Raw genomic sequence first — 16,481 nt, 5'->3', positions numbered from 1 at the left:
CGCTGGCAGGTTCACCCCAAAAATGTTTTATGACCTGACGCGCTTCGATCGCAGCTCACCCGAGCGTGTCTGATCGATGCCCACCGGCCTAAAGGTGAGCTGCGTGCAAGAATCTCTTCGACCAACAGCAGCCATCAACGCGTCACTATAATTCCCGCCCTTGCATCATGATGCTCGCCACGATCCCCTCGTGGCACCGAACTATAGTTGGTGCATCTAACCCATCTTAGAATGGGCCAGCGCGAATTCATCGTCCAGGATCCCGACGGTTATCTCATCAGGTTGGTAGAGCGGTTGGGTGAGAGGCGGATTTGCTCAATCTGAATTTGAATCTGAGCCAAGCCGATATTCAGGTTTGGGGTTCAGCGGACGTAGTTCAACGCCCGCTAATGGCCGATTTCTGCCGTTCGTGCAGGCCAGCAATCGCAAACCCGATGCCCAGAGCTAACCCCCCGGTATCTGATACACAACCGAATCATATTTCTCCGCCATCCGCCTTTCGATGCCACTCCCCCCAAAGCTTCGGCAATACGTCGACTCGCACGATTCTGCGTCGCAACAGGATAGATAAAGTACTTTGCCACCACCCACTGGCTAGCCCACTGAACAACCGCCCGCACCGCTTCACCACCCAACCCCAGCCCGTGTTTATCTTCACGAACCCAGATACCCAACTCCGGTGTTTCACTGCCGGTATGGTGCAGCCCGACCAAGCCGGTAAAACGAGCACCTACCCGCTCCCTGATCGTGAATACAATGTCGCTGCCATCCGCTATCGCAGGCAGCCACCGCCCCCAGACTTGCGCGTACTCTTCCAGTGAGGCAGGCGGTTCCCAGGACATGTAGCGAGTCAGAGACGGTGTGATACAAGGGAAAGACTCAACAGCGTCCTGCTCGCAGAAGGGCTCGATGCTCAGGCGTTGCGAGAGAATACGGATTGGGTGGGTATCCACTGGCATTGCACTTTCCTTCCTGGGGTCCGTTACTCCATGTATGCCGTGAACATATCATGCGGGTCGCGTCATCAGTATCAGGCTCTCTATACTGAGCCCCCAGGATGGTAGTTGGAGCACCCAATATGCCCGTCGCACCCAATCAAAATTCCCCCATCATTTTGGTCCCGGTTCAACAAAGCGACTTGGATAATCTGGTAGCCATTCGAATCGAGGCCATGCGCGATAGTCTGGAGCGTGTTGGGCGATTTGATCCAGCCCGTGCGCGGGAGCGGTTTGTTGGCGGCTTTGAAGCTCGCGACACACGCTATATCGAGGCAGCTGGAGAGCGGGTGGGTTTCGTAGTGGTGAAACGTCACCACCATGAACTCTTGCTCGACCACTTGTATGTCAGGCCGAGCGCGCAAGGGTCAGGGGTAGGGTCTGCTGTTCTCTCTCAGATTTTCAAAGAGGCGGATGCGGCTGCGCTTCCTATCAAAGTAGGGGCTCTCAAAGAAAGCGCTTCGAATCACTTTTATACCCGCCATGGCTTCCGATTCATCGAAAGCAGTGAATTCGACAATTATTATGTGCGGCAGCCCATTCCGGCGATTGGCGCTCATTCCGGAACCATGGGCTGACGTGCACTAGCCCTTCAGTTCACCGGCCCGATTGCTCGCCGCGTCGTCATACGCCACATACAACGACTCTGCAATCTGGCTTTTGATCGCCTTGGTGGCCTCCAGCCCCAGCACAAAACCCTCGGCTTTACCGCCAGCACGGTTGAGTTCTTCATGGGTGGAGGCGCCAGTAATGGCGTCAAGCAGCTTGGCGGCGTGGGGGCCGACGCCTTTGGGGAGGGAGATCTGGTCGATGGACATTATCGCTACCTTGAAAAATGGAGTTCGGGAGCGAGTGGAACCACTGCCGGGGCTGGCATGGTAGACCTGTTTGCCATGAAAGGGGTCGCTTTACGCGCAGCGGCGCTATTCTTTGCGGCTACGCAGTGAGATGGGGCCATTGGTAAATCTGGAGGGGCTTATGGAGTATTGCGTTGAGGGCTACTGCCTTCGGCCATTGGCATGTGACGATTTCGAGCGGATCAGCCGTTACGAACGCGTCAATCGCAAGCATCTGCAACCCTGGGAGCCGCTCAGGGACGAGGAATACTTCACCACGGGCAACGCCAAGGCCAGGGTCGAGCAGCAGGTCAACAATATGCAGGCTGACAACGCTCTGTGTTTCCTCTTGCTTGCCGAAAGCGGAGAGGTTCTAGCGCGGTGTAACTACACGAACATTGTGAGGGGCGTTTTTCAGGCCTGTCATCTCGGCTTTTCGTTGGCGGAATCTGCCCAAGGTCGCGGCGTGATGAATAAAACGCTTCAGGTCACTAACCGACACTGTTTTGAGCAGTTGGGTCTTCACCGGATCATGGCCAATCATTTGCCCCGCAATGTGCGGAGTGAACGCCTTCTGGAGTCGCTGGGGTTTGAGAAGGAGGGACATGCGCGAGCCTATCTAAAAATCGCTGGCGTTTGGGAGGACCATACGTTGAGATCGTTGATCAACCCTGAACAATAAGCGCCCCACCCCACTCAGGAAAAAGCTGATGTCTACCGAGCCCCTCTGCCTGGTTTTCGTACCCGCCCTGGCCGCCTTGCTGACCGCCGCCGAATCGAAAAAAGGCACCCCTCTCAGCGAAGTCGAAGTGTGCAATATCCGCGACCAGGCCACTTGCATTGCGGTAACCTTCTCCACCGCGTTGGCGATGGAACAAGAACGGGGTTACCCGGATATCGTTGCCGAGGATTGCTGGAATGAGTGGCAACGGTTGCGTCCTTCGCTTCAATAGCGCCCGTCTGATCAGCATAGGTATCTACACAACTCTGTAGCGCTCAACGGTAACCACGATGCGAAGCGAGCCGCTGTTGATCTTGATCTTGATCTGCTTTTGATCTCAGGCGCCCGTTAAACCACGCTGGCCGAACGCAGGCTTGAATTCGTGGGTAACCCGGCAGGACGCCGGGTTAGCCGCCCCGCGCCATGGATGGCGCGTGGCGGCGGCCCACGGATTCAAGACTGTGTTCGGGCACACCGAGCCTAGGCGAGGTGCCGAGTGGTGGGGCAAGAGCGCTTTGCTTACTTTCGCGCTTTTCGAAAGTGAGCCGCCGTTGGGGCGGAACCCTAAGTGGCCGTTACCGCAGGAATGGATATGTACTCGGTACAGCTGTGTCGCCTATAAGGCCGCCTTCGCGAGCAAGCCCGCTCCCACAGTTTGATTGCGGGGTGTCAGGTAGATTGGCGTCGGCTGGCAGGCCGCCATCGCAGGCAAGCCAGCTCCCACAGTTGGATCGCTGAGTGTCAGGTAGATTGGCGTGGGCTGGCAGGCCGTCATCGCAGGCAAGCCAGCTCCCACAGTTGGATCGTGGGGGGCAGGTAGATTGGCGTCGGCTGGCAGGCCGTCTTCGCAGCGATGCGGCGACCCGACAAGCCAGCTCCCACATTTGGATTTCGGAGCGTCAGATGGATATGCGCCGACTGTCAGGCCGTCACGGGAGCAAGCTCCCTCGCCACAGATTTAGCGTCGTGCCGAAGTTGTGTAGATAGCTATGCTCTGATCAGCGCCCCAACCCACTCCCAGGACTCACAGACTTCCTTTATGCCACCTGCCTCACGCGACCACGCCCGTATCGAACGCCGTCTCATCGCAGCCCTGACCGACGCCTGCGAAATCGCGAAAGCTGAAATCCCGGGCTTCGAATGGCTGACCCACACCGTCGATTACCGCGCCTTCCCCCAAAGCCTGCGGGTGACCTGGGTGTTCGACAGCGTCGCGAGCAAGGCTCACGCCCTCGCGACCGGCGCGGACGCCCGTATGCGCGAGCTGACTACCGCCGCGCTGGATGACGCTGACGTGCACGTCCCGAACATCGCCCGCTGCGTCAGTTTCGACTCCGAAGAGGAATGCCACCTTCGGCATGGCGGCGATTGGCGTCGGCGGCTGGCTACTCTCCGGGCGATCTGAATCGCGGTTGTTGAGCAAGGGGAAACATCGCTACCCCACTTTGCACGTCAACCAAGCCCCCCAGAAAAGGCTGCTGAAGAAACGCGTCGCGTCGCCGAAGCCAGCGTCGTGCAACAGCTTCTGCACTGCGGCCTCGGAATGTGGCGGGTCGGCGCCTTGAAGGATTTTGCCGAGCTTGGCCTTCACTTCGTCCGGGGTGGCGCCATGCTGACGCCAGCGTTGGCCCCATGCCGCCAGCAGCAACGGCTGGCTGGCATACGCGTAGTGATTGCCCGCGACGATCAGCGGTGCCCCCGGTTTCAGGTGCGCCCGAATCGATCGCAGCATTCGGGCCTTGGCGTCATCACCCTCCAGATGGTGGAGCACACCGATCAAGGTGGCGGCGTCGTATGACGCGTCTGGTGCCAGGTCTTCAAGCGTCCCGAGATGCAGGGTGGTTTTATCAAGCAAGTGGTTGGCTTCCAACTGCTGCCTTGCCGCGTCGAGCATCGGCTGAGAGGGATCAACCGCCATGAAGCGCCAGCCCGGTTCAAGGTTGGCCATGGCGATGATCTCCTGCGCCGTACCGCCGGCGCCGACCACAAGTACCTTGGCCGAAGGGGCATCACCAAGGCTTGCCGCGAGCATGCAGGCTGCCAGGTCCTGGCACGCGTCATAGCCCGCCAACGCGATACGGCTTTGTCGTGCGTACTCGTTGGCTCTTGAGGTATCGAATTTGTCAGCAGGATTGGGTGAGGATGAGTTCAAGGCGGTTCTCCGTGGCCTTGACGCAAATTACGTTAACCGTCGCAGTAAGAAAAATGCATTAATTTTATGTGCTGCATTCCCGTGGGGAATGCGGGGGCGTACGAGTGGAGGGGTTGCAGGATCGTACAAGCCTCTGACCTGTCGGCCCGGATAGTCTGGCCTTCTCACCGACAGGAAGGCTCAGCATGACTCACTTACAGCATCCCACCCAACCGATAAACCTCGCGCACAAAGCCTCGCTCATCGATCAGCAATGGAGCCCAAGAGTGGTTGCCGAAATGAACGACTACCAATTCAAGGTCGTGCGTATCGAGGGTGAATTCATTTGGCATTCGCACCCGGAAACCGATGAGGCGTTTCTGGTGCTTGAAGGCACGCTGCGTATCGACCTGCCGGACGGCCCGGTGTATGTGAAACCGGGTGAATTGTATGTGGTGCCGCGTGGCATCGAGCACAGGACCGCCGCCGAGGGCGAAGCCAAGCTGATGATGATTGAGCCACGGGGCGTATTGAATACCGGGCACGAAGGTGGGGAGCGTACGGCCGAAAATGATCGGTGGATTTGAACAGGCTACGCCAATGCACTTGGGCCTCCAGATCATCATTTGCAGGATGCATCTTTTCTTTATGTTTCGACACAGCCGCTGCCGGTGTCTCGTTGTATATGATCGGGTCGCCGCCAGACTCATTCTGGCCACTTTTCATCAAACAGCGCCTCAATGCGCTTAAAAAAGAACGCGATGCGACTCGCCAGAAGGACAGAACAATGACGACTTGCGCCTCCCCTCTTCAGCCAAATGAACACTACGACTTGGTAAGTCGCGCAATGCATTGGCTGATGTTCTTGTTATTTGCGTGGATCTATTGCTCAGCCATAACCCACTACCTGGCGTCGGACTCTACGCTGGATAAATGGTTGTGGCCCTTTCACAAACCCGTGGGGCTGTTACTGCTGATACTGCTGGTCCTACGTGCCGGCTGGAGTCTGCTGAGCCGACACCTGCGCCCACCGAGCATAAGCCGTATCGCCGCCACCGGGCATGGGATGTTGTACGCACTGATGTTCCTGATCCCGCTTATCGGGATGATTCGCCAGTACGGATCCGGCCGGGCTTTTTCTGCGTTTGGCGTACCGGTCATGGACGGGTTCGAGGGGGAAAAAATCCAGTGGATGGTTGACCTGGGCAGCAACTTTCATAGTTTGCTGGGTTGGACAATGCTGGTGCTTATCCTGGGGCATGTCGCGGCAGTCATCGTGCACTATTGGCAGGGCGATGCTCAGGTACTGCAGCGCATGACAAGAGGGGGACGCAAGCACTGAACGGCGCGGCAAGCTTCTCGGACGAAATGGGGACAGATTTATTTTCTAGAAATGAATCCGTCTCCTTTTCACTGCGATAAAGCGTGCTTCCTGAATGAACGCGGCGCCTGTGAGTTTTTCGCGAGCAAGCTCGCTCCTACAACTGGCATTGGGGCAATTCCACAGCGTCCAAGTTGTGGCAATACTTATGGCAAGGGCGCCGTCTACACAGGGGGCCAAGCCCTATCGCCTTTGAATCTGCACCGTGGCAAACGTCGGCTCGTCACGCGCCTGCTCCAGTACATTCCTGGGCTTTTGCGGGGCCCGGGATTGCCCCTCTGGCCTTAACGCAGGCGGCGGATGCAGGCGCATGTCCGAGCGCTCATCGCTGGGCGCCACGCCGAAGAAATCCCGGTAGCACTTGGAAAAATGCGGCGTGGACACAAAGCCGCAAATCACCGCCAGTTCGACAATCGAAATGGGCGTCTGCATCAGCAACTGGCGCGCACGGGTCAGGCGCAGCTTGAGGTAATAGCGCGATGGCGTGCAGTACAGGTGCTTCTGGAACATGCGCTCCAACTGGCGGCGTGACACGTGAACATAGGCGGCCAGTTCGTCGAGGTCGATGGGTTCTTCCAGGTTGGATTCCATCAGGGCGACCACTTCTTGCAGCTTGGGCTGTTGCGTGCCGAGCAGGTGCTTGAGCGGTACGCGTTGGTGGTCGCGCTCGTTGCGAATGCGCTCGTACACGAACATCTGGGAAATCGCCGCCGACAGCGTGTGCCCGTGATCGCGGCCGATCAGGTGCAGCATCATGTCCAGCGGTGCAGTGCCGCCGGAGCTGGTGAAGCGGTTGCCATCGAGCGTGAATACGCTGGAGCTGACCTTGACGCGGGTGAACGCCTCCTGCATCGACGCCATCAGCTCCCAATGCACGCTGCACTGGAAGCCATCGAGCAACCCCGCCTGGGCCAGCGCCCAACTGCCGGTGCACACCGCGCCGAGGCGTTTGCAGTACAGGCGCGCCTGGCTGCGCAACCAGGCGATGAGCGCAGGGCTGATAGCCTGTTGAATGCCGACGCCGCCGCACACGATCACCGCATCGAAGCCGCGCTGGTCCTGCGCGCACGCATCCGGGGTCACCGACACGCCATCGCTGGCCCACACCGGCTGGCCGTCCAGGCTCAGGGTTTGCCAACGGTAGTTCTTCGCCCGCCAATTGGTTGGCCATGCGCAGCGGCTCGACCGCACATGACAGCGATATCAGGGTGAACTGGTCCAGCAGCAAAAAGCCGATGGTCTGGCAAACAGGTGCCTCGGTTTCCATCACCGCTACCCCACAGGCGTGATCAGGAATGTTCCAGCGCCACCGGCTTGGGTGCCTGGTTGTGCTGGCGCGCCGTAACCAGGCCGATGAAGGAAATCACCAACGCCAGGCCAATGGTCGAGGACACTTCGGTGCGGTGCTCGGGCGTCACCATCATCACCCCCAGGGCCAGGCAGATGAACACGATCACCAGGTAAGTCAGCCAGGGAAACAGCCACATACGAAAGGTCAACTCGACGTTTTGCCGAAGCAGCAAGCGACGCATACGCAGTTGCGAGATAGCGATCACCAAGTACACCAACAACGCGATGGCGCCGGAGCTGGCGAGCAGGAACTGGAACAGACCGGCCGGCATGAAGTAGCTCAGCAACGTAACGCCCGCACCGATGATGGTGCTGGCGATCACCGCCGCCCGGGGCACGCCCGCCTTCGAGGTGATTTTAAGTGCCGGTGGCGCATCGCCGCGTTTGCCCAGGGAAAACAACATGCGCGAGGAAATGTAGATCGAGGAATTCATGCAACTGGCTACCGCGATCAACACCACCACATCGACCATGAACTTGGCGTTGGGGATGTTCATAATTTCCAGTGCACGCTGATAGGAACCCACGGAGGCCAGCAGCGGGTCGTTCCAGGGCACCACGGAAATCACAACGGAGATCGACAACAGGTAGAACACGCCGATGCGCCAGATCACCGAACGCGTGGCCTTGGCGATGTTCTGGGCCGGGTTGCTCGATTCCGCTGCGGCGATGGTCACCGCCTCAGTGCCGATGAAGCTGAACATGATGGTAATGAACGCGCCTACCACCGCCGACAGGCCGTTGGGGGCAAACCCGCCATGTTCTTCCATCAAGCGGCTCAAGCCGCTGGCTTCGCGATCCGGGATCCAGCCCATGAGCACGCTGAAACCCAGGCCGATAAAGCCGATGATGGCAATCACCTTGGCCATGGCGAACCAGAATTCGAACTCGCCGTATTTGGCCACGCTGAACAGATTGGTGATCACCAGCAACACGATTGAGACCAAGGCGAACAGCCACGCATCGACCTGAGGGAACCACTGGTTGAGCACATGCCCGGCGGCCAAGGCTTCGATGGGAATGACCAGCACCCAGAACCACCAATACAACCAGCCAATGGTAAAACCCGCCCAGGGGCCGATGGCCTGGTCAGCGTAGGTGGAAAACGAGCCGGTGTCCGGGCGCGCCACCGCCATTTCCCCCAGCATGCGCATGACCAGCACCACCAGCAGGCCGGAAAACAGATAAGCCAGTAAAACCGCCGGCCCCGCTGCGGCGATGGCGTGTCCGGAGCCGACAAACAACCCCGCGCCGATGATGCCGGCGATGGACAACATGGTCACGTGACGCGGCTTGAAGCCCTGCGCCAGCTGACCGTTGGAATCGTTGCAGTTGAGGCTAGTCATTGTTTTTGTTGTTCTCGGGCGGCCAATGACCCTCACCTTAAGTGCCCGAGGCCAGGCGCAAGTAGCCTGGTTACGCCATCATCGAGTCTGATATCGACATGGGGAATGGTGGCACCCTGAAGTAACGGGCGGCGCGCCCTACTCTTGCGCGCTGCGTATCAACGACCCGAACAGCTCGCCATGCGGCATCTTGCTCAGCTCGATATCGGCATTTTCGAACCACTCCCGCCCGGCTTCCGGGTGCGGCCCGCTCAGCACCACCACGCCACGTTCGTAGGTGTACCGCGCCGCCGCCACGTCGCCATTGTGGTAAGTAGCGATGACCTTGTAGGGCGCAGCGGCGCTGGCTTTGGGAAAATACGGGCCGTCCTGATAGAACACAGAGTCAGGCTGCCCGTCCCACGTCACCCGCACGGCGGCGTCTTCAATGCCGGCCACTTCAAAACCGGGACGGCCGGCTTCGGTGTCGAGGGCCTGGGGGATCAGGCCGAGGTTGTTGTCGTCGGCCAGGTAGGCGCCCATGCACAGGCCCAGGTAGCGGCCGCCCTTGGCGACGTAATCGCGGATAGCTTCGGCACGCGCATCGCCCAGGCTGTCGAGGGCGGCCGGGATGTCCTGGCCGCCGCCGGGTTGCACGTAGAGATCGTAGCGCGCCAGGGTTTGCGGGGTGATGTCGATGGGTTCGTCGGCGCCAACGAAGTCGATCTGGTAATTGGGGTTCAAGCGCTGCAGGGCGGTTTTCACGTTTTCCGAGCAATCCGGGCAACCCGCCAAGCCACGGTAGATGGCGACATGGGTGATGGGGCCTGCGCCATGTACGGGTAAAGGATGCAGCGTAGCAAAGGCGAGAAACGTGGCAGCGAGGGCAGGCAGTTTCATGGGTAGGCTCAACGGTCAGTTGAATGGGGTTGATCCAGACGTGGCAGCGCCAAGCCTATAACGATGAGCCTTTTGAATTCGTGAAGAGTTGTAAATCCAGCTCGGCCATTTATCCGTTTCCCAGCATCTGCCATAACGACGCGCCTACTCCGGTAATACTCTCACCGGCGATCAGCCCCGCCGCTGCCGTGATCGCAAAGCGCTGCGTCACACTTGGCCAGCGACAGCTCACGGCCCAGGTCATGATCGCGCCCAGGGCCATCATCAGCGACACCGATGCAGGCAAGACAAACGCCAGTCCCAAGGCTGCCGCACTCGGCAGGTAGCGGGCGCGGTGTGTGGGTAATGTGCTGTCGAGGATGCCCAGCAGCACGCCGAACAAGCTTGCAATGCCGATGGCCCAGCGGATGCTGGGGGACAGTGAATCCAAACCGTGGGTCAGGGTTTGGGCCACGGCTTTCCAGGTGGCGACGGCCGGGGCCGGCCATTGTTCGGTGAGCAGCATGGTCTGAGGGTCGGGGATCAGCGCCAGGTACGCGAATACGCCGACGATGCTGCCGACAAAAATCCCGAGAATCTGGGCGATAACCTGTTTGTGCGGCGTCGCGCCAATCGCCTTGCCCACCTTGAAGTCATTCATCAGGTCCGTGCACTGCCCCGCCGAACCGCCGGCGGTGTTGGCGCTCATCAGGTTGATCGGCACCTGGCCCGGCGCAACGATGCCAAAGCTCAGTTGGGACAGTTGCCCGATGGCGCCAATCGGCGGAATACCGGTTGCCCCCACCACCCGCGCCGCCACGGCGGCCAGGCAGATCGCCAGGGGAATGGTCAGCAGCGCCATCCCAAGGTTGATACCGAACAACAGCGCTTGCAGGCTCACCACCAGCGCGATCGCCAAGGCGAACCCCACGGCAGGCCCAGGCTTGGGAACCGCCCAGGGCGTGCCGCCAGTCGCTCGGGTTGAGCGATGCAACGCCCACAGGCGAATCGCCAGGGACGCCAGGGTGGAACACACCATCAGGCTCACCCCGGGCCACAGCAGCCACTCCACCAGCGCGGCAAATTGTGGGCCGCTGCTGTCGGCGGGCAGGCTCACCAAGCCATTGGCCAACAGCCACGGCCCCAGCCCGCCCCATGCCAGCAAGGCGCCGAGCAGCAGGGTCAGGCCTACGCGAATGCCGATGATGCCGCCGAACCCCAGCAACAGCAGGGAGGGGTCGGCGGTGAAGGTCAGGCGCTCCAACTGGGCGTTCGGCGACCAGCGCGGGAAGGCCCACATGAAGGTATCCACCCACTTGACCAGCCCGGACAACAGCGCCGCGCCGAGCAGCACTTTCAAGCGCGTGGCGGCTTCGCGGCCATGGTTGTAGATGTGCAGCAGGGTTTCCAGGGTGGCCATGCCTTCGGGAAACTTCAGTGCCTTGTCATTTAGCAATGACGGCCGCAGGTACCACGCGATCCAGATCCCCAGGAAACTTACCGAAAACACCCAGGCAATCATCGGCAGCGCTGCCAGTTGGTTACCCGTCAGCAGGGTATACGCCGGGATAGGCGCGACCAGCCCGCCGGAAATGATCGACGCCGCGGCAGAGGCCACGGTCTGGTTGATATTGCTCTCGTGCAGGGTCCACGGCAGGTGTTCACCGGAACGCTTGGCCAGGCCCTGCCAGAGGCCATAGCCGATCAGCAAGGCGATGATCGACATATTGAACGACCAGCCGATCTTCAAGCCTGCGTACACGTTGGAGGGGGTCAGCAGGATACCCAGCACGATCCCGGTGATGACCGCCCGCAGGCTCAGTTCGCGCTCTACAGGCGCGATTGACGAGGTGGAGTGCATGCAGATTCCTTTCGAGAAAAGCCAGTGCCACCTCTTAAGTGAGCGCTGGGAGACTCGAAGGTTCACCTGCCAAAGCGGGTTAAACCGGTAAGGGACAAGCCCCGGTCACCTTCTGTAGGAGCGAGCTTGCCCGCGAAAAACCCAAAGGCGCCGCGTTCATCCAGGAAACACGCGTTATCGTTTACGTTTTTCGCGAGCAAGCTCGCTCCTACAGGAGGCGGTGTCGGTGGGCCCGCTATTTGGCGAACGCGTATTCCCCGCCCCGCTCCACCGCCTTGCGGTATGCCGGGCGCGCCTGGAGCTTTTGCAGCCACGCCGCGAGGTTCGGGTAGGCCTGCAATTTGCCCTGGGCCTGGGCGACTTCGCCGATAAAGCTCATCTGGATATCCGCGCCGCTGAGTGCGTCGCCCACCAGGTACGGCGTGTGGCCCAGCACATCATTCAGGTAGCCCAGGTAGTTGGCCAGTTCCGATTCGATCCGCGGATGCAGCGGTGCACCCGCTTCACCCAGGCGTCCGACGTAGAGGTTGAGCATCAGCGGCAGCATGGCCGAGCCTTCGGCAAAATGCAGCCATTGCACATAGCTGTCGTAGGCGTCGGTGGCCGGGTCGGGTTGCAGTTGGCCGTTGCCGTGGCGGCGGATGAGGTAGTCGATGATCGCAGCAGATTCGATCAGCACGCGGGAACCGTCTTCGATCACCGGGGATTTGCCCAGGGGGTGGATGGCCTTGAGTTCAGGCGGCGCCAGGTTGGTCTTGGCGTCACGCTGGTAGCGCTTGATGTCGTAGGGCAGGCCCAGTTCTTCAAGTATCCAGAGAATGCGTTGTGAGCGAGAATTGTTGAGGTGATGGACAGTGATCATAGCGGACAGCTCCGTTAGGGATAAGCAGAAGACTACACGTCGGAGGTGAAGTGCCCTGAATGTTGTTCGCCTAAAGAGCAAATCACGTAATATCGCTCAAGGCTCGACTGTTCCACAGCAAAGGACTGCACATGCAACGCATCGTGATACTGGGTAACGCAGGCAGTGGCAAATCAACCCTGGCCCGCGACCTTGGCAGGCGCCTGAATTTATCCGTAGTGCATCTGGACAGATTGTTCTGGGAGCCTAATTGGGTGGAGGCCGACAATGAGGTCTTCCGCGCGCGGGTCCGGCAAGCGGTTGCATCGGACCGATGGGTCTGTGAAGGCAATTACGCCCGACGGACTTTCGATCTACGCCTGCCGCGCGCAGACCTCATCATATGGCTCGACATACCTCGCACCACCTGCTTGCGACGAGTGCTTATGCGCAGCTTGCTGGACCGGCCGCGTGCAGATAAGCCCGCAGGCTGCAAGGAGAAACTGGACAGGGAGTTTCTGAACTTCCTGAGCTTTTGCTGGAACTACGATCGGGTGAGCCGACCTGGCATTGAAGCGGCGCGCATGAACATCGGGCCGCAGATTCCAGTGATTCACTTGCGCAACGCACAGGAAGTAGACGAGTTCCTGAAATGCGCAGATCAACCCTGTGGGTTCACCCGCATGTACTGACTGAAATTATTGATGTGATCATCCAGGTTATCCTCAAGCATCATCCGGTACTGGTCGCAGAAATACTTCAACATCGCTTCCCGCGCATCCGCCATTTCGGCGCCGGACTTGAAGTTGCGCGCACTGGCCCAGGCATTGAAGCGTGTGGTGCCGAACATCATTGACGCGCTGACCTCGCCGAGACTTTCGCAGGTCTTGAGCTGTTCGTTGGACAGTTCGATATGGGCGTCTGCCCGGTCGTAGAAGGCTTGGTCCGTGGTGTCGGCCATGGCGGGTTCCTGGTGAGCTGATGATGCGGCTATTGGAGCATATCCGGGGATCACAGTTCTAATGTGGGAGATGTCGCTCAGGCGAGCAACTGATCGATCCACTTCACCTGCTGCACGATCTCCTGCACTTTCTGCTCGGGCACCGCCTGCCGCGCTTGTTCGAGGCTGGCCAATGTCTTGCGTTTCTCGCGCAATATACGTTGCCACTTCGCCAAAAAATCCTCGCTACGCGCCTGCATTTGCAGCGGGCCGAAGTACAGTTGCTCGGCGGTATAGGTCATCGTCTCGGCGCGTTCGGCGACGATGATTTCGTAGTAGAAGCGGTTTTCCCGCAGCAGCTCCTCGTGCAGGATCTGGTAGCCGTTGTCCATCAACCATTGGCGCAGGGGTTGCTCGCCGCCGTTGGGTTGCAGGATCAAGCGTTCCCGGCCATTGAGGTGCGCCTTGCCGCTGTCGAGAATGTCGCGGATCGTCTCGCCGCCCATGCCGCACAGGCTGACAGCGGTAATGTCATCGCCGGCTTGAATCGCCGCCAAACCATCGGCCAGGCGCACGGTGATGTGCTGCGCCAGGCCGTTGTCGGCCACGGTACGGTTGGCCGCCTGAAACGGTGTAGCGGCCACTTCCCCCGCCACGGCCGCCGCAATAGCGCCGCGGTGTATCAGGGCCACCGGCAGGTAGGCGTGGTCCGAGCCGATATCGGCCAGGCGGGCACCCGCCGGTATGTGCGCGGCCACGCGCTCCAGGCGCTGAGACAAGGTGTGTTCGTTCAACGGTGATTCCTTAAGAGTGCCCGGAAAATCGATCCCGGCTGTTGGTCAAGTGCAGCACCATGGCCGCGCGCGCGGCGTCTGGGTCCTGGCGCTTGATGGCGTTATAGATCGCCTCGTGCTCCAGGTTCGCCAACTGCCCCAGTTGGGCAAAGTCCGCGCCGCCGCGCTCGACGGCATTCACCTGGGTGCGCGGAATCATCGCCGTGCCCAGGTGCTGCATGATGTCGGTGAAAAATGTATTGCCGGTGGCTTCGGCGATCAGTTGGTGAAAGCGCTTGTCCTCCTCCACACAGCTGTCGTTATTGGCCAGGGAGGCTTGGTAGTCGTCCAGCGCCTGTCGCATGTGGGCCAGTTGTGCCTCGCTCCTGCGCAGCGCGGCCAAGGCCACCGCTTGCACTTCCAGGCCCAGGCGCAATTCGAGCATGTTGCGCACGCTGGCGACTGTGTCTACATGCAAGCGCAGGCCTGGCTGCGTGTGCTGCTCGAGCACAAAGGTTCCAATGCCGTGACGCGTCTCCACCAGCCCCGACGCCTGCAACTTGGACAAGGCTTCACGCACCACGGTGCGGCTCACCCCATGCTCAAGCACGATGGTGGATTCGGACGGCAGTTTTTCACCCGGCTTGAGTTGCCCCAACCGGATGCGCTGGGTCAGTGCCTCGACCACACCCTGGGCCAGGTTGGCGGAACGTTTACGCACAGGCGGTGTGCTTTTAATCGGCATCGAGACGGGTCCACGGGGTTGGGCTGGGGGGAGCTTATCACCCTGAGCGCACGGGGCGACGGGTGGCGGAGAAAAACACCTAGCTTGTATGACAACACACTCATCCCAACTCACCCGAGCCTGTCTTCGCTTTGAGAGAAGCGCACACCCCGAGCCGTCACCAGCAGGGCAAAACCCAATAAAATCTGGAAAATAACCAAAATAGCCAATCTCAATACCGGCTTATAAGAACAAAAACAGCTCTCACAGGATTGCGGCCTTCAAAAAACAACTTGTATGATGTCCGTCAACAAAACACCAAGCCCGCATAAAAATAATCAGGGGGAGTTTTCATTCGTGAAGTATTCAAGCCCAGCCTCAGCCGCACCCGAAAGTGATTCAGCGCTCGCCCGCGCCGTGAGCAAAGTGAAGGGCCATGTGCTCCCACTGTTCGTGGTCATGTTCATCCTCAACTACATCGACCGGGTCAATATCGGCTTCGTGCGCACGCACATGGAGCATGACCTGGGCATCGGCGCAGCCGCCTACGGCTTCGGCGCCGGACTGTTCTTCATTGGCTATGCGCTGTTCGAAGTGCCGTCCAATATGCTGCTGCAAAAAGTCGGCGCGCGTATCTGGCTGACCCGCATCATGTTCACCTGGGGCATCGTCGCCACGCTGATGGCGTTCATCCAGAACGAAACCCACTTCTACATCTTGCGTTTCTTGCTGGGCGTGGCGGAGGCCGGTTTCTTCCCCGGCGTGATCTATTACTTCACCCGCTGGTTGCCCGGTGTGGAGCGTGGCAAGGCCATCGCGATCTTCCTCAGTGGCTCGGCGGTGGCGTCATTGATCTCCGGGCCGTTGTCGGGGGCCTTGTTGCAGATTGAAGGGCTGGGCTTGCACGGCTGGCAATGGATGTTTGCCATCGAAGGCCTGGCATCGGTGGCGCTGGGTTTCTTTGTGTGGTTCTGGCTGGACTCCAAGCCCCATGATGCCAAGTGGCTGAGCCGCGAAGAACAGGATGCGCTGGTGGAGACTATCGATCAGGAGCAACGTGATCGTGAAGCCCTGACCACGGTCAAACCAACCATCGGCAAGCTGCTCAAGGACCGCCAGATCCTGCTGTTCTGCGCCCTGTACTTCTGCATTCAATTGACGATCTATGCCGCGACCTTCTGGCTGCCGAGCATCATCAAAAAGATGGGCGACTTGAGTGATGTGCAGGTGGGCTTCTTCAACTCGATCCCCTGGCTGATCTCGATCATTGCCATGTACGCGTTCGCCTCGCTGTCGGGCAAGTTCAAGTTCCAGCAGGCCTGGGTCGCAACGGCGTTGTTGATCGCCGCGGCGGGGATGTTCATGTCCACCACGGGCGGGCCGATCTTCGCCTTCGTTGCGATTTGTTTTGCGGCCATCGGTTTTAAATCCGCGTCTTCGTTGTTCTGGCCGATCCCCCAGGGCTACCTGGATGTGCGCATCGCCGCCGCCGTGATCGCGCTGATCAACTCCATCGGCAACCTGGGCGGGTTTGTCGCGCCAACCACCTTTGGCTTTCTTGAACAAACCACCGGGTCAATCCAGGGCGGGCTGTATGGCCTGGCCGGCACCTCGGTGCTGGCGGCCATCCTGGTGTTCTTCGCCAAGACTTCACCTTCTGCCGTGTCGGCCGCGCCAAGCGCTGTGACCACCGGCACCCCTCTCAGCAAACCCCTTTGAGCCCA

Annotated in this window: 18 protein-coding genes and 2 pseudogenes; 9 read left to right on the top strand and 11 right to left on the bottom strand. The window is 59.8% G+C overall.

What is annotated here, in order from left to right:
- Positions 1 to 222 precede the first annotated feature (222 nt).
- Positions 223 to 324 (top strand): annotated as a pseudogene (locus QK296_RS11155) (VOC family protein); the annotation flags it as partial.
- 62 nt (positions 325 to 386) lie between these two features.
- Here QK296_RS11155 and QK296_RS11150 read toward each other — a convergent pair.
- On the bottom strand, positions 387 to 959 hold the full coding sequence (locus tag QK296_RS11150; RefSeq protein WP_244641609.1) for a GNAT family N-acetyltransferase: 573 nt from the start codon (positions 957 to 959) through the stop codon (positions 387 to 389).
- 119 nt (positions 960 to 1,078) lie between these two features.
- On the opposite strand from QK296_RS11150, the gene QK296_RS11145 reads away from it, so the two are divergent.
- Positions 1,079 to 1,573 (top strand): GNAT family N-acetyltransferase, encoded by a 495-nt coding sequence (locus QK296_RS11145; RefSeq protein ID WP_003192649.1) that lies wholly within the window; start codon positions 1,079 to 1,081, stop codon positions 1,571 to 1,573.
- A 6-nt stretch (positions 1,574 to 1,579) separates the two neighbouring features.
- Here QK296_RS11145 and QK296_RS11140 read toward each other — a convergent pair whose 3' ends face one another.
- The gene (locus QK296_RS11140) at positions 1,580 to 1,813 is read right to left on the bottom strand and encodes a hypothetical protein (protein WP_003192651.1); all 234 of its coding nucleotides are present in this window, start codon (positions 1,811 to 1,813) and stop codon (positions 1,580 to 1,582) included.
- A 160-nt stretch (positions 1,814 to 1,973) separates the two neighbouring features.
- Between QK296_RS11140 and QK296_RS11135 the strand changes: the two genes are divergently transcribed.
- The 3 genes from QK296_RS11135 to QK296_RS11125 all read left to right on the top strand — a co-directional run bounded on the left by QK296_RS11135 (position 1,974) and on the right by QK296_RS11125 (position 3,957).
- Positions 1,974 to 2,513, top strand: a complete 540-nt coding sequence (locus QK296_RS11135) for a GNAT family N-acetyltransferase (protein ID WP_282390910.1) — start codon at positions 1,974 to 1,976, stop codon at positions 2,511 to 2,513.
- Positions 2,514 to 2,541: 28 nt separating this feature from the next.
- Complete coding sequence (locus tag QK296_RS11130; protein ID WP_014719193.1) at positions 2,542 to 2,784, top strand: hypothetical protein; 243 nt, start codon at positions 2,542 to 2,544, stop codon at positions 2,782 to 2,784.
- Positions 2,785 to 3,591: 807 nt separating this feature from the next.
- The gene (locus QK296_RS11125) at positions 3,592 to 3,957 is read left to right on the top strand and encodes a hypothetical protein (RefSeq protein ID WP_003192656.1); all 366 of its coding nucleotides are present in this window, start codon (positions 3,592 to 3,594) and stop codon (positions 3,955 to 3,957) included.
- A 30-nt stretch (positions 3,958 to 3,987) separates the two neighbouring features.
- Here the strand turns inward: QK296_RS11125 and QK296_RS11120 are convergent, their stop codons facing one another.
- Entirely contained in the window at positions 3,988 to 4,704 is a 717-nt protein-coding gene (locus QK296_RS11120) for a class I SAM-dependent methyltransferase (RefSeq protein ID WP_212614952.1), read from the bottom strand.
- Positions 4,705 to 4,889: 185 nt separating this feature from the next.
- Here QK296_RS11120 and QK296_RS11115 point away from each other — a divergent pair, with 185 nt between their 5' ends.
- Positions 4,890 to 5,270 (top strand): cupin domain-containing protein, encoded by a 381-nt coding sequence (locus QK296_RS11115; RefSeq protein WP_282390909.1) that lies wholly within the window; start codon positions 4,890 to 4,892, stop codon positions 5,268 to 5,270.
- 98 nt (positions 5,271 to 5,368) lie between these two features.
- Positions 5,369 to 6,025 carry a cytochrome b gene (locus tag QK296_RS11110; RefSeq protein ID WP_232964766.1) on the top strand — a complete coding sequence of 219 codons (657 nt, stop codon included), beginning with the start codon at positions 5,369 to 5,371 and terminating at the stop codon, positions 6,023 to 6,025.
- A 222-nt stretch (positions 6,026 to 6,247) separates the two neighbouring features.
- Here QK296_RS11110 and QK296_RS11105 read toward each other — a convergent pair.
- The 5 genes and pseudogenes from QK296_RS11105 to QK296_RS11085 all read right to left on the bottom strand — a co-directional run bounded on the left by QK296_RS11105 (position 6,248) and on the right by QK296_RS11085 (position 12,341).
- A pseudogene (locus tag QK296_RS11105) lies at positions 6,248 to 7,331 on the bottom strand (GlxA family transcriptional regulator).
- 22 nt (positions 7,332 to 7,353) lie between these two features.
- Positions 7,354 to 8,760, bottom strand: coding sequence for an amino acid permease (locus QK296_RS11100; protein ID WP_212614533.1), 1,407 nt, complete (start codon positions 8,758 to 8,760; stop codon positions 7,354 to 7,356).
- 138 nt (positions 8,761 to 8,898) lie between these two features.
- Complete coding sequence (locus tag QK296_RS11095; RefSeq protein ID WP_094773804.1) at positions 8,899 to 9,639, bottom strand: BPL-N domain-containing protein; 741 nt, start codon at positions 9,637 to 9,639, stop codon at positions 8,899 to 8,901.
- Between the two features lie 109 nt (positions 9,640 to 9,748).
- On the bottom strand, positions 9,749 to 11,479 hold the full coding sequence (locus tag QK296_RS11090; protein ID WP_120248950.1) for an OPT family oligopeptide transporter: 1,731 nt from the start codon (positions 11,477 to 11,479) through the stop codon (positions 9,749 to 9,751).
- A 235-nt stretch (positions 11,480 to 11,714) separates the two neighbouring features.
- On the bottom strand, positions 11,715 to 12,341 hold the full coding sequence (locus QK296_RS11085; RefSeq protein WP_003192671.1) for a glutathione S-transferase: 627 nt from the start codon (positions 12,339 to 12,341) through the stop codon (positions 11,715 to 11,717).
- A gap of 131 nt (positions 12,342 to 12,472) precedes the next feature.
- Between QK296_RS11085 and QK296_RS11080 the strand changes: the two genes are divergently transcribed.
- Positions 12,473 to 13,012: an AAA family ATPase gene (locus tag QK296_RS11080; protein WP_094773802.1), complete on the top strand. Its 540-nt coding sequence runs from the start codon at positions 12,473 to 12,475 to the stop codon at positions 13,010 to 13,012.
- On the opposite strand, the gene QK296_RS11075 is transcribed toward QK296_RS11080, so the two are convergent.
- The 3 genes from QK296_RS11075 to QK296_RS11065 form a co-directional block, all read right to left on the bottom strand.
- Complete coding sequence (locus tag QK296_RS11075; RefSeq protein ID WP_034136037.1) at positions 12,982 to 13,281, bottom strand: DUF3144 domain-containing protein; 300 nt, start codon at positions 13,279 to 13,281, stop codon at positions 12,982 to 12,984. The genes QK296_RS11080 and QK296_RS11075 overlap by 31 nt on opposite strands.
- A 77-nt stretch (positions 13,282 to 13,358) precedes the next feature.
- Entirely contained in the window at positions 13,359 to 14,054 is a 696-nt protein-coding gene (locus QK296_RS11070; protein WP_003192676.1) for a tRNA (adenine(22)-N(1))-methyltransferase TrmK, read from the bottom strand.
- Positions 14,055 to 14,064: 10 nt separating this feature from the next.
- The gene (locus QK296_RS11065; RefSeq protein ID WP_003192677.1) at positions 14,065 to 14,778 is read right to left on the bottom strand and encodes a FadR/GntR family transcriptional regulator; all 714 of its coding nucleotides are present in this window, start codon (positions 14,776 to 14,778) and stop codon (positions 14,065 to 14,067) included.
- Positions 14,779 to 15,114: 336 nt separating this feature from the next.
- Between QK296_RS11065 and QK296_RS11060 the strand changes: the two genes are divergently transcribed.
- Positions 15,115 to 16,476, top strand: a complete 1,362-nt coding sequence (locus QK296_RS11060) for an MFS transporter (protein WP_169856041.1) — start codon at positions 15,115 to 15,117, stop codon at positions 16,474 to 16,476.
- Positions 16,477 to 16,481 lie beyond the last annotated feature (5 nt).

Origin of the sequence: Pseudomonas sp. AL10, assembly GCF_029960685.1 — a bacterium.
GTDB classification, from domain to species: Bacteria; Pseudomonadota; Gammaproteobacteria; order Pseudomonadales; family Pseudomonadaceae; genus Aquipseudomonas; species Aquipseudomonas lactis.
The sequence above is the reverse complement of the archived record's forward strand: the minus strand, read 5'-3'. Positions and strand labels throughout refer to the sequence as shown.

What these genes read in the sequence shown, in the direction of transcription:
- QK296_RS11150 (WP_244641609.1), bottom strand. Translation starts at nt 959, where the DNA reads ATGCCAGTGGATACCCACCCAATCCGTATTCTCTCGCAACGCCTGAGC.
- QK296_RS11145 (WP_003192649.1), top strand. Translation starts at nt 1,079, where the DNA reads ATGCCCGTCGCACCCAATCAAAATTCCCCCATCATTTTGGTCCCGGTT.
- QK296_RS11140 (WP_003192651.1), bottom strand. Translation starts at nt 1,813, where the DNA reads ATGTCCATCGACCAGATCTCCCTCCCCAAAGGCGTCGGCCCCCACGCC.
- QK296_RS11135 (WP_282390910.1), top strand. Translation starts at nt 1,974, where the DNA reads ATGGAGTATTGCGTTGAGGGCTACTGCCTTCGGCCATTGGCATGTGAC.
- QK296_RS11130 (WP_014719193.1), top strand. Translation starts at nt 2,542, where the DNA reads ATGTCTACCGAGCCCCTCTGCCTGGTTTTCGTACCCGCCCTGGCCGCC.
- QK296_RS11125 (WP_003192656.1), top strand. Translation starts at nt 3,592, where the DNA reads ATGCCACCTGCCTCACGCGACCACGCCCGTATCGAACGCCGTCTCATC.
- QK296_RS11115 (WP_282390909.1), top strand. Translation starts at nt 4,890, where the DNA reads ATGACTCACTTACAGCATCCCACCCAACCGATAAACCTCGCGCACAAA.
- QK296_RS11110 (WP_232964766.1), top strand. Translation starts at nt 5,369, where the DNA reads ATGATCGGGTCGCCGCCAGACTCATTCTGGCCACTTTTCATCAAACAG.
- QK296_RS11100 (WP_212614533.1), bottom strand. Translation starts at nt 8,760, where the DNA reads ATGACTAGCCTCAACTGCAACGATTCCAACGGTCAGCTGGCGCAGGGC.
- QK296_RS11095 (WP_094773804.1), bottom strand. Translation starts at nt 9,639, where the DNA reads ATGAAACTGCCTGCCCTCGCTGCCACGTTTCTCGCCTTTGCTACGCTG.
- QK296_RS11090 (WP_120248950.1), bottom strand. Translation starts at nt 11,479, where the DNA reads ATGCACTCCACCTCGTCAATCGCGCCTGTAGAGCGCGAACTGAGCCTG.
- QK296_RS11085 (WP_003192671.1), bottom strand. Translation starts at nt 12,341, where the DNA reads ATGATCACTGTCCATCACCTCAACAATTCTCGCTCACAACGCATTCTC.
- QK296_RS11080 (WP_094773802.1), top strand. Translation starts at nt 12,473, where the DNA reads ATGCAACGCATCGTGATACTGGGTAACGCAGGCAGTGGCAAATCAACC.
- QK296_RS11075 (WP_034136037.1), bottom strand. Translation starts at nt 13,281, where the DNA reads ATGGCCGACACCACGGACCAAGCCTTCTACGACCGGGCAGACGCCCAT.
- QK296_RS11065 (WP_003192677.1), bottom strand. Translation starts at nt 14,778, where the DNA reads ATGCCGATTAAAAGCACACCGCCTGTGCGTAAACGTTCCGCCAACCTG.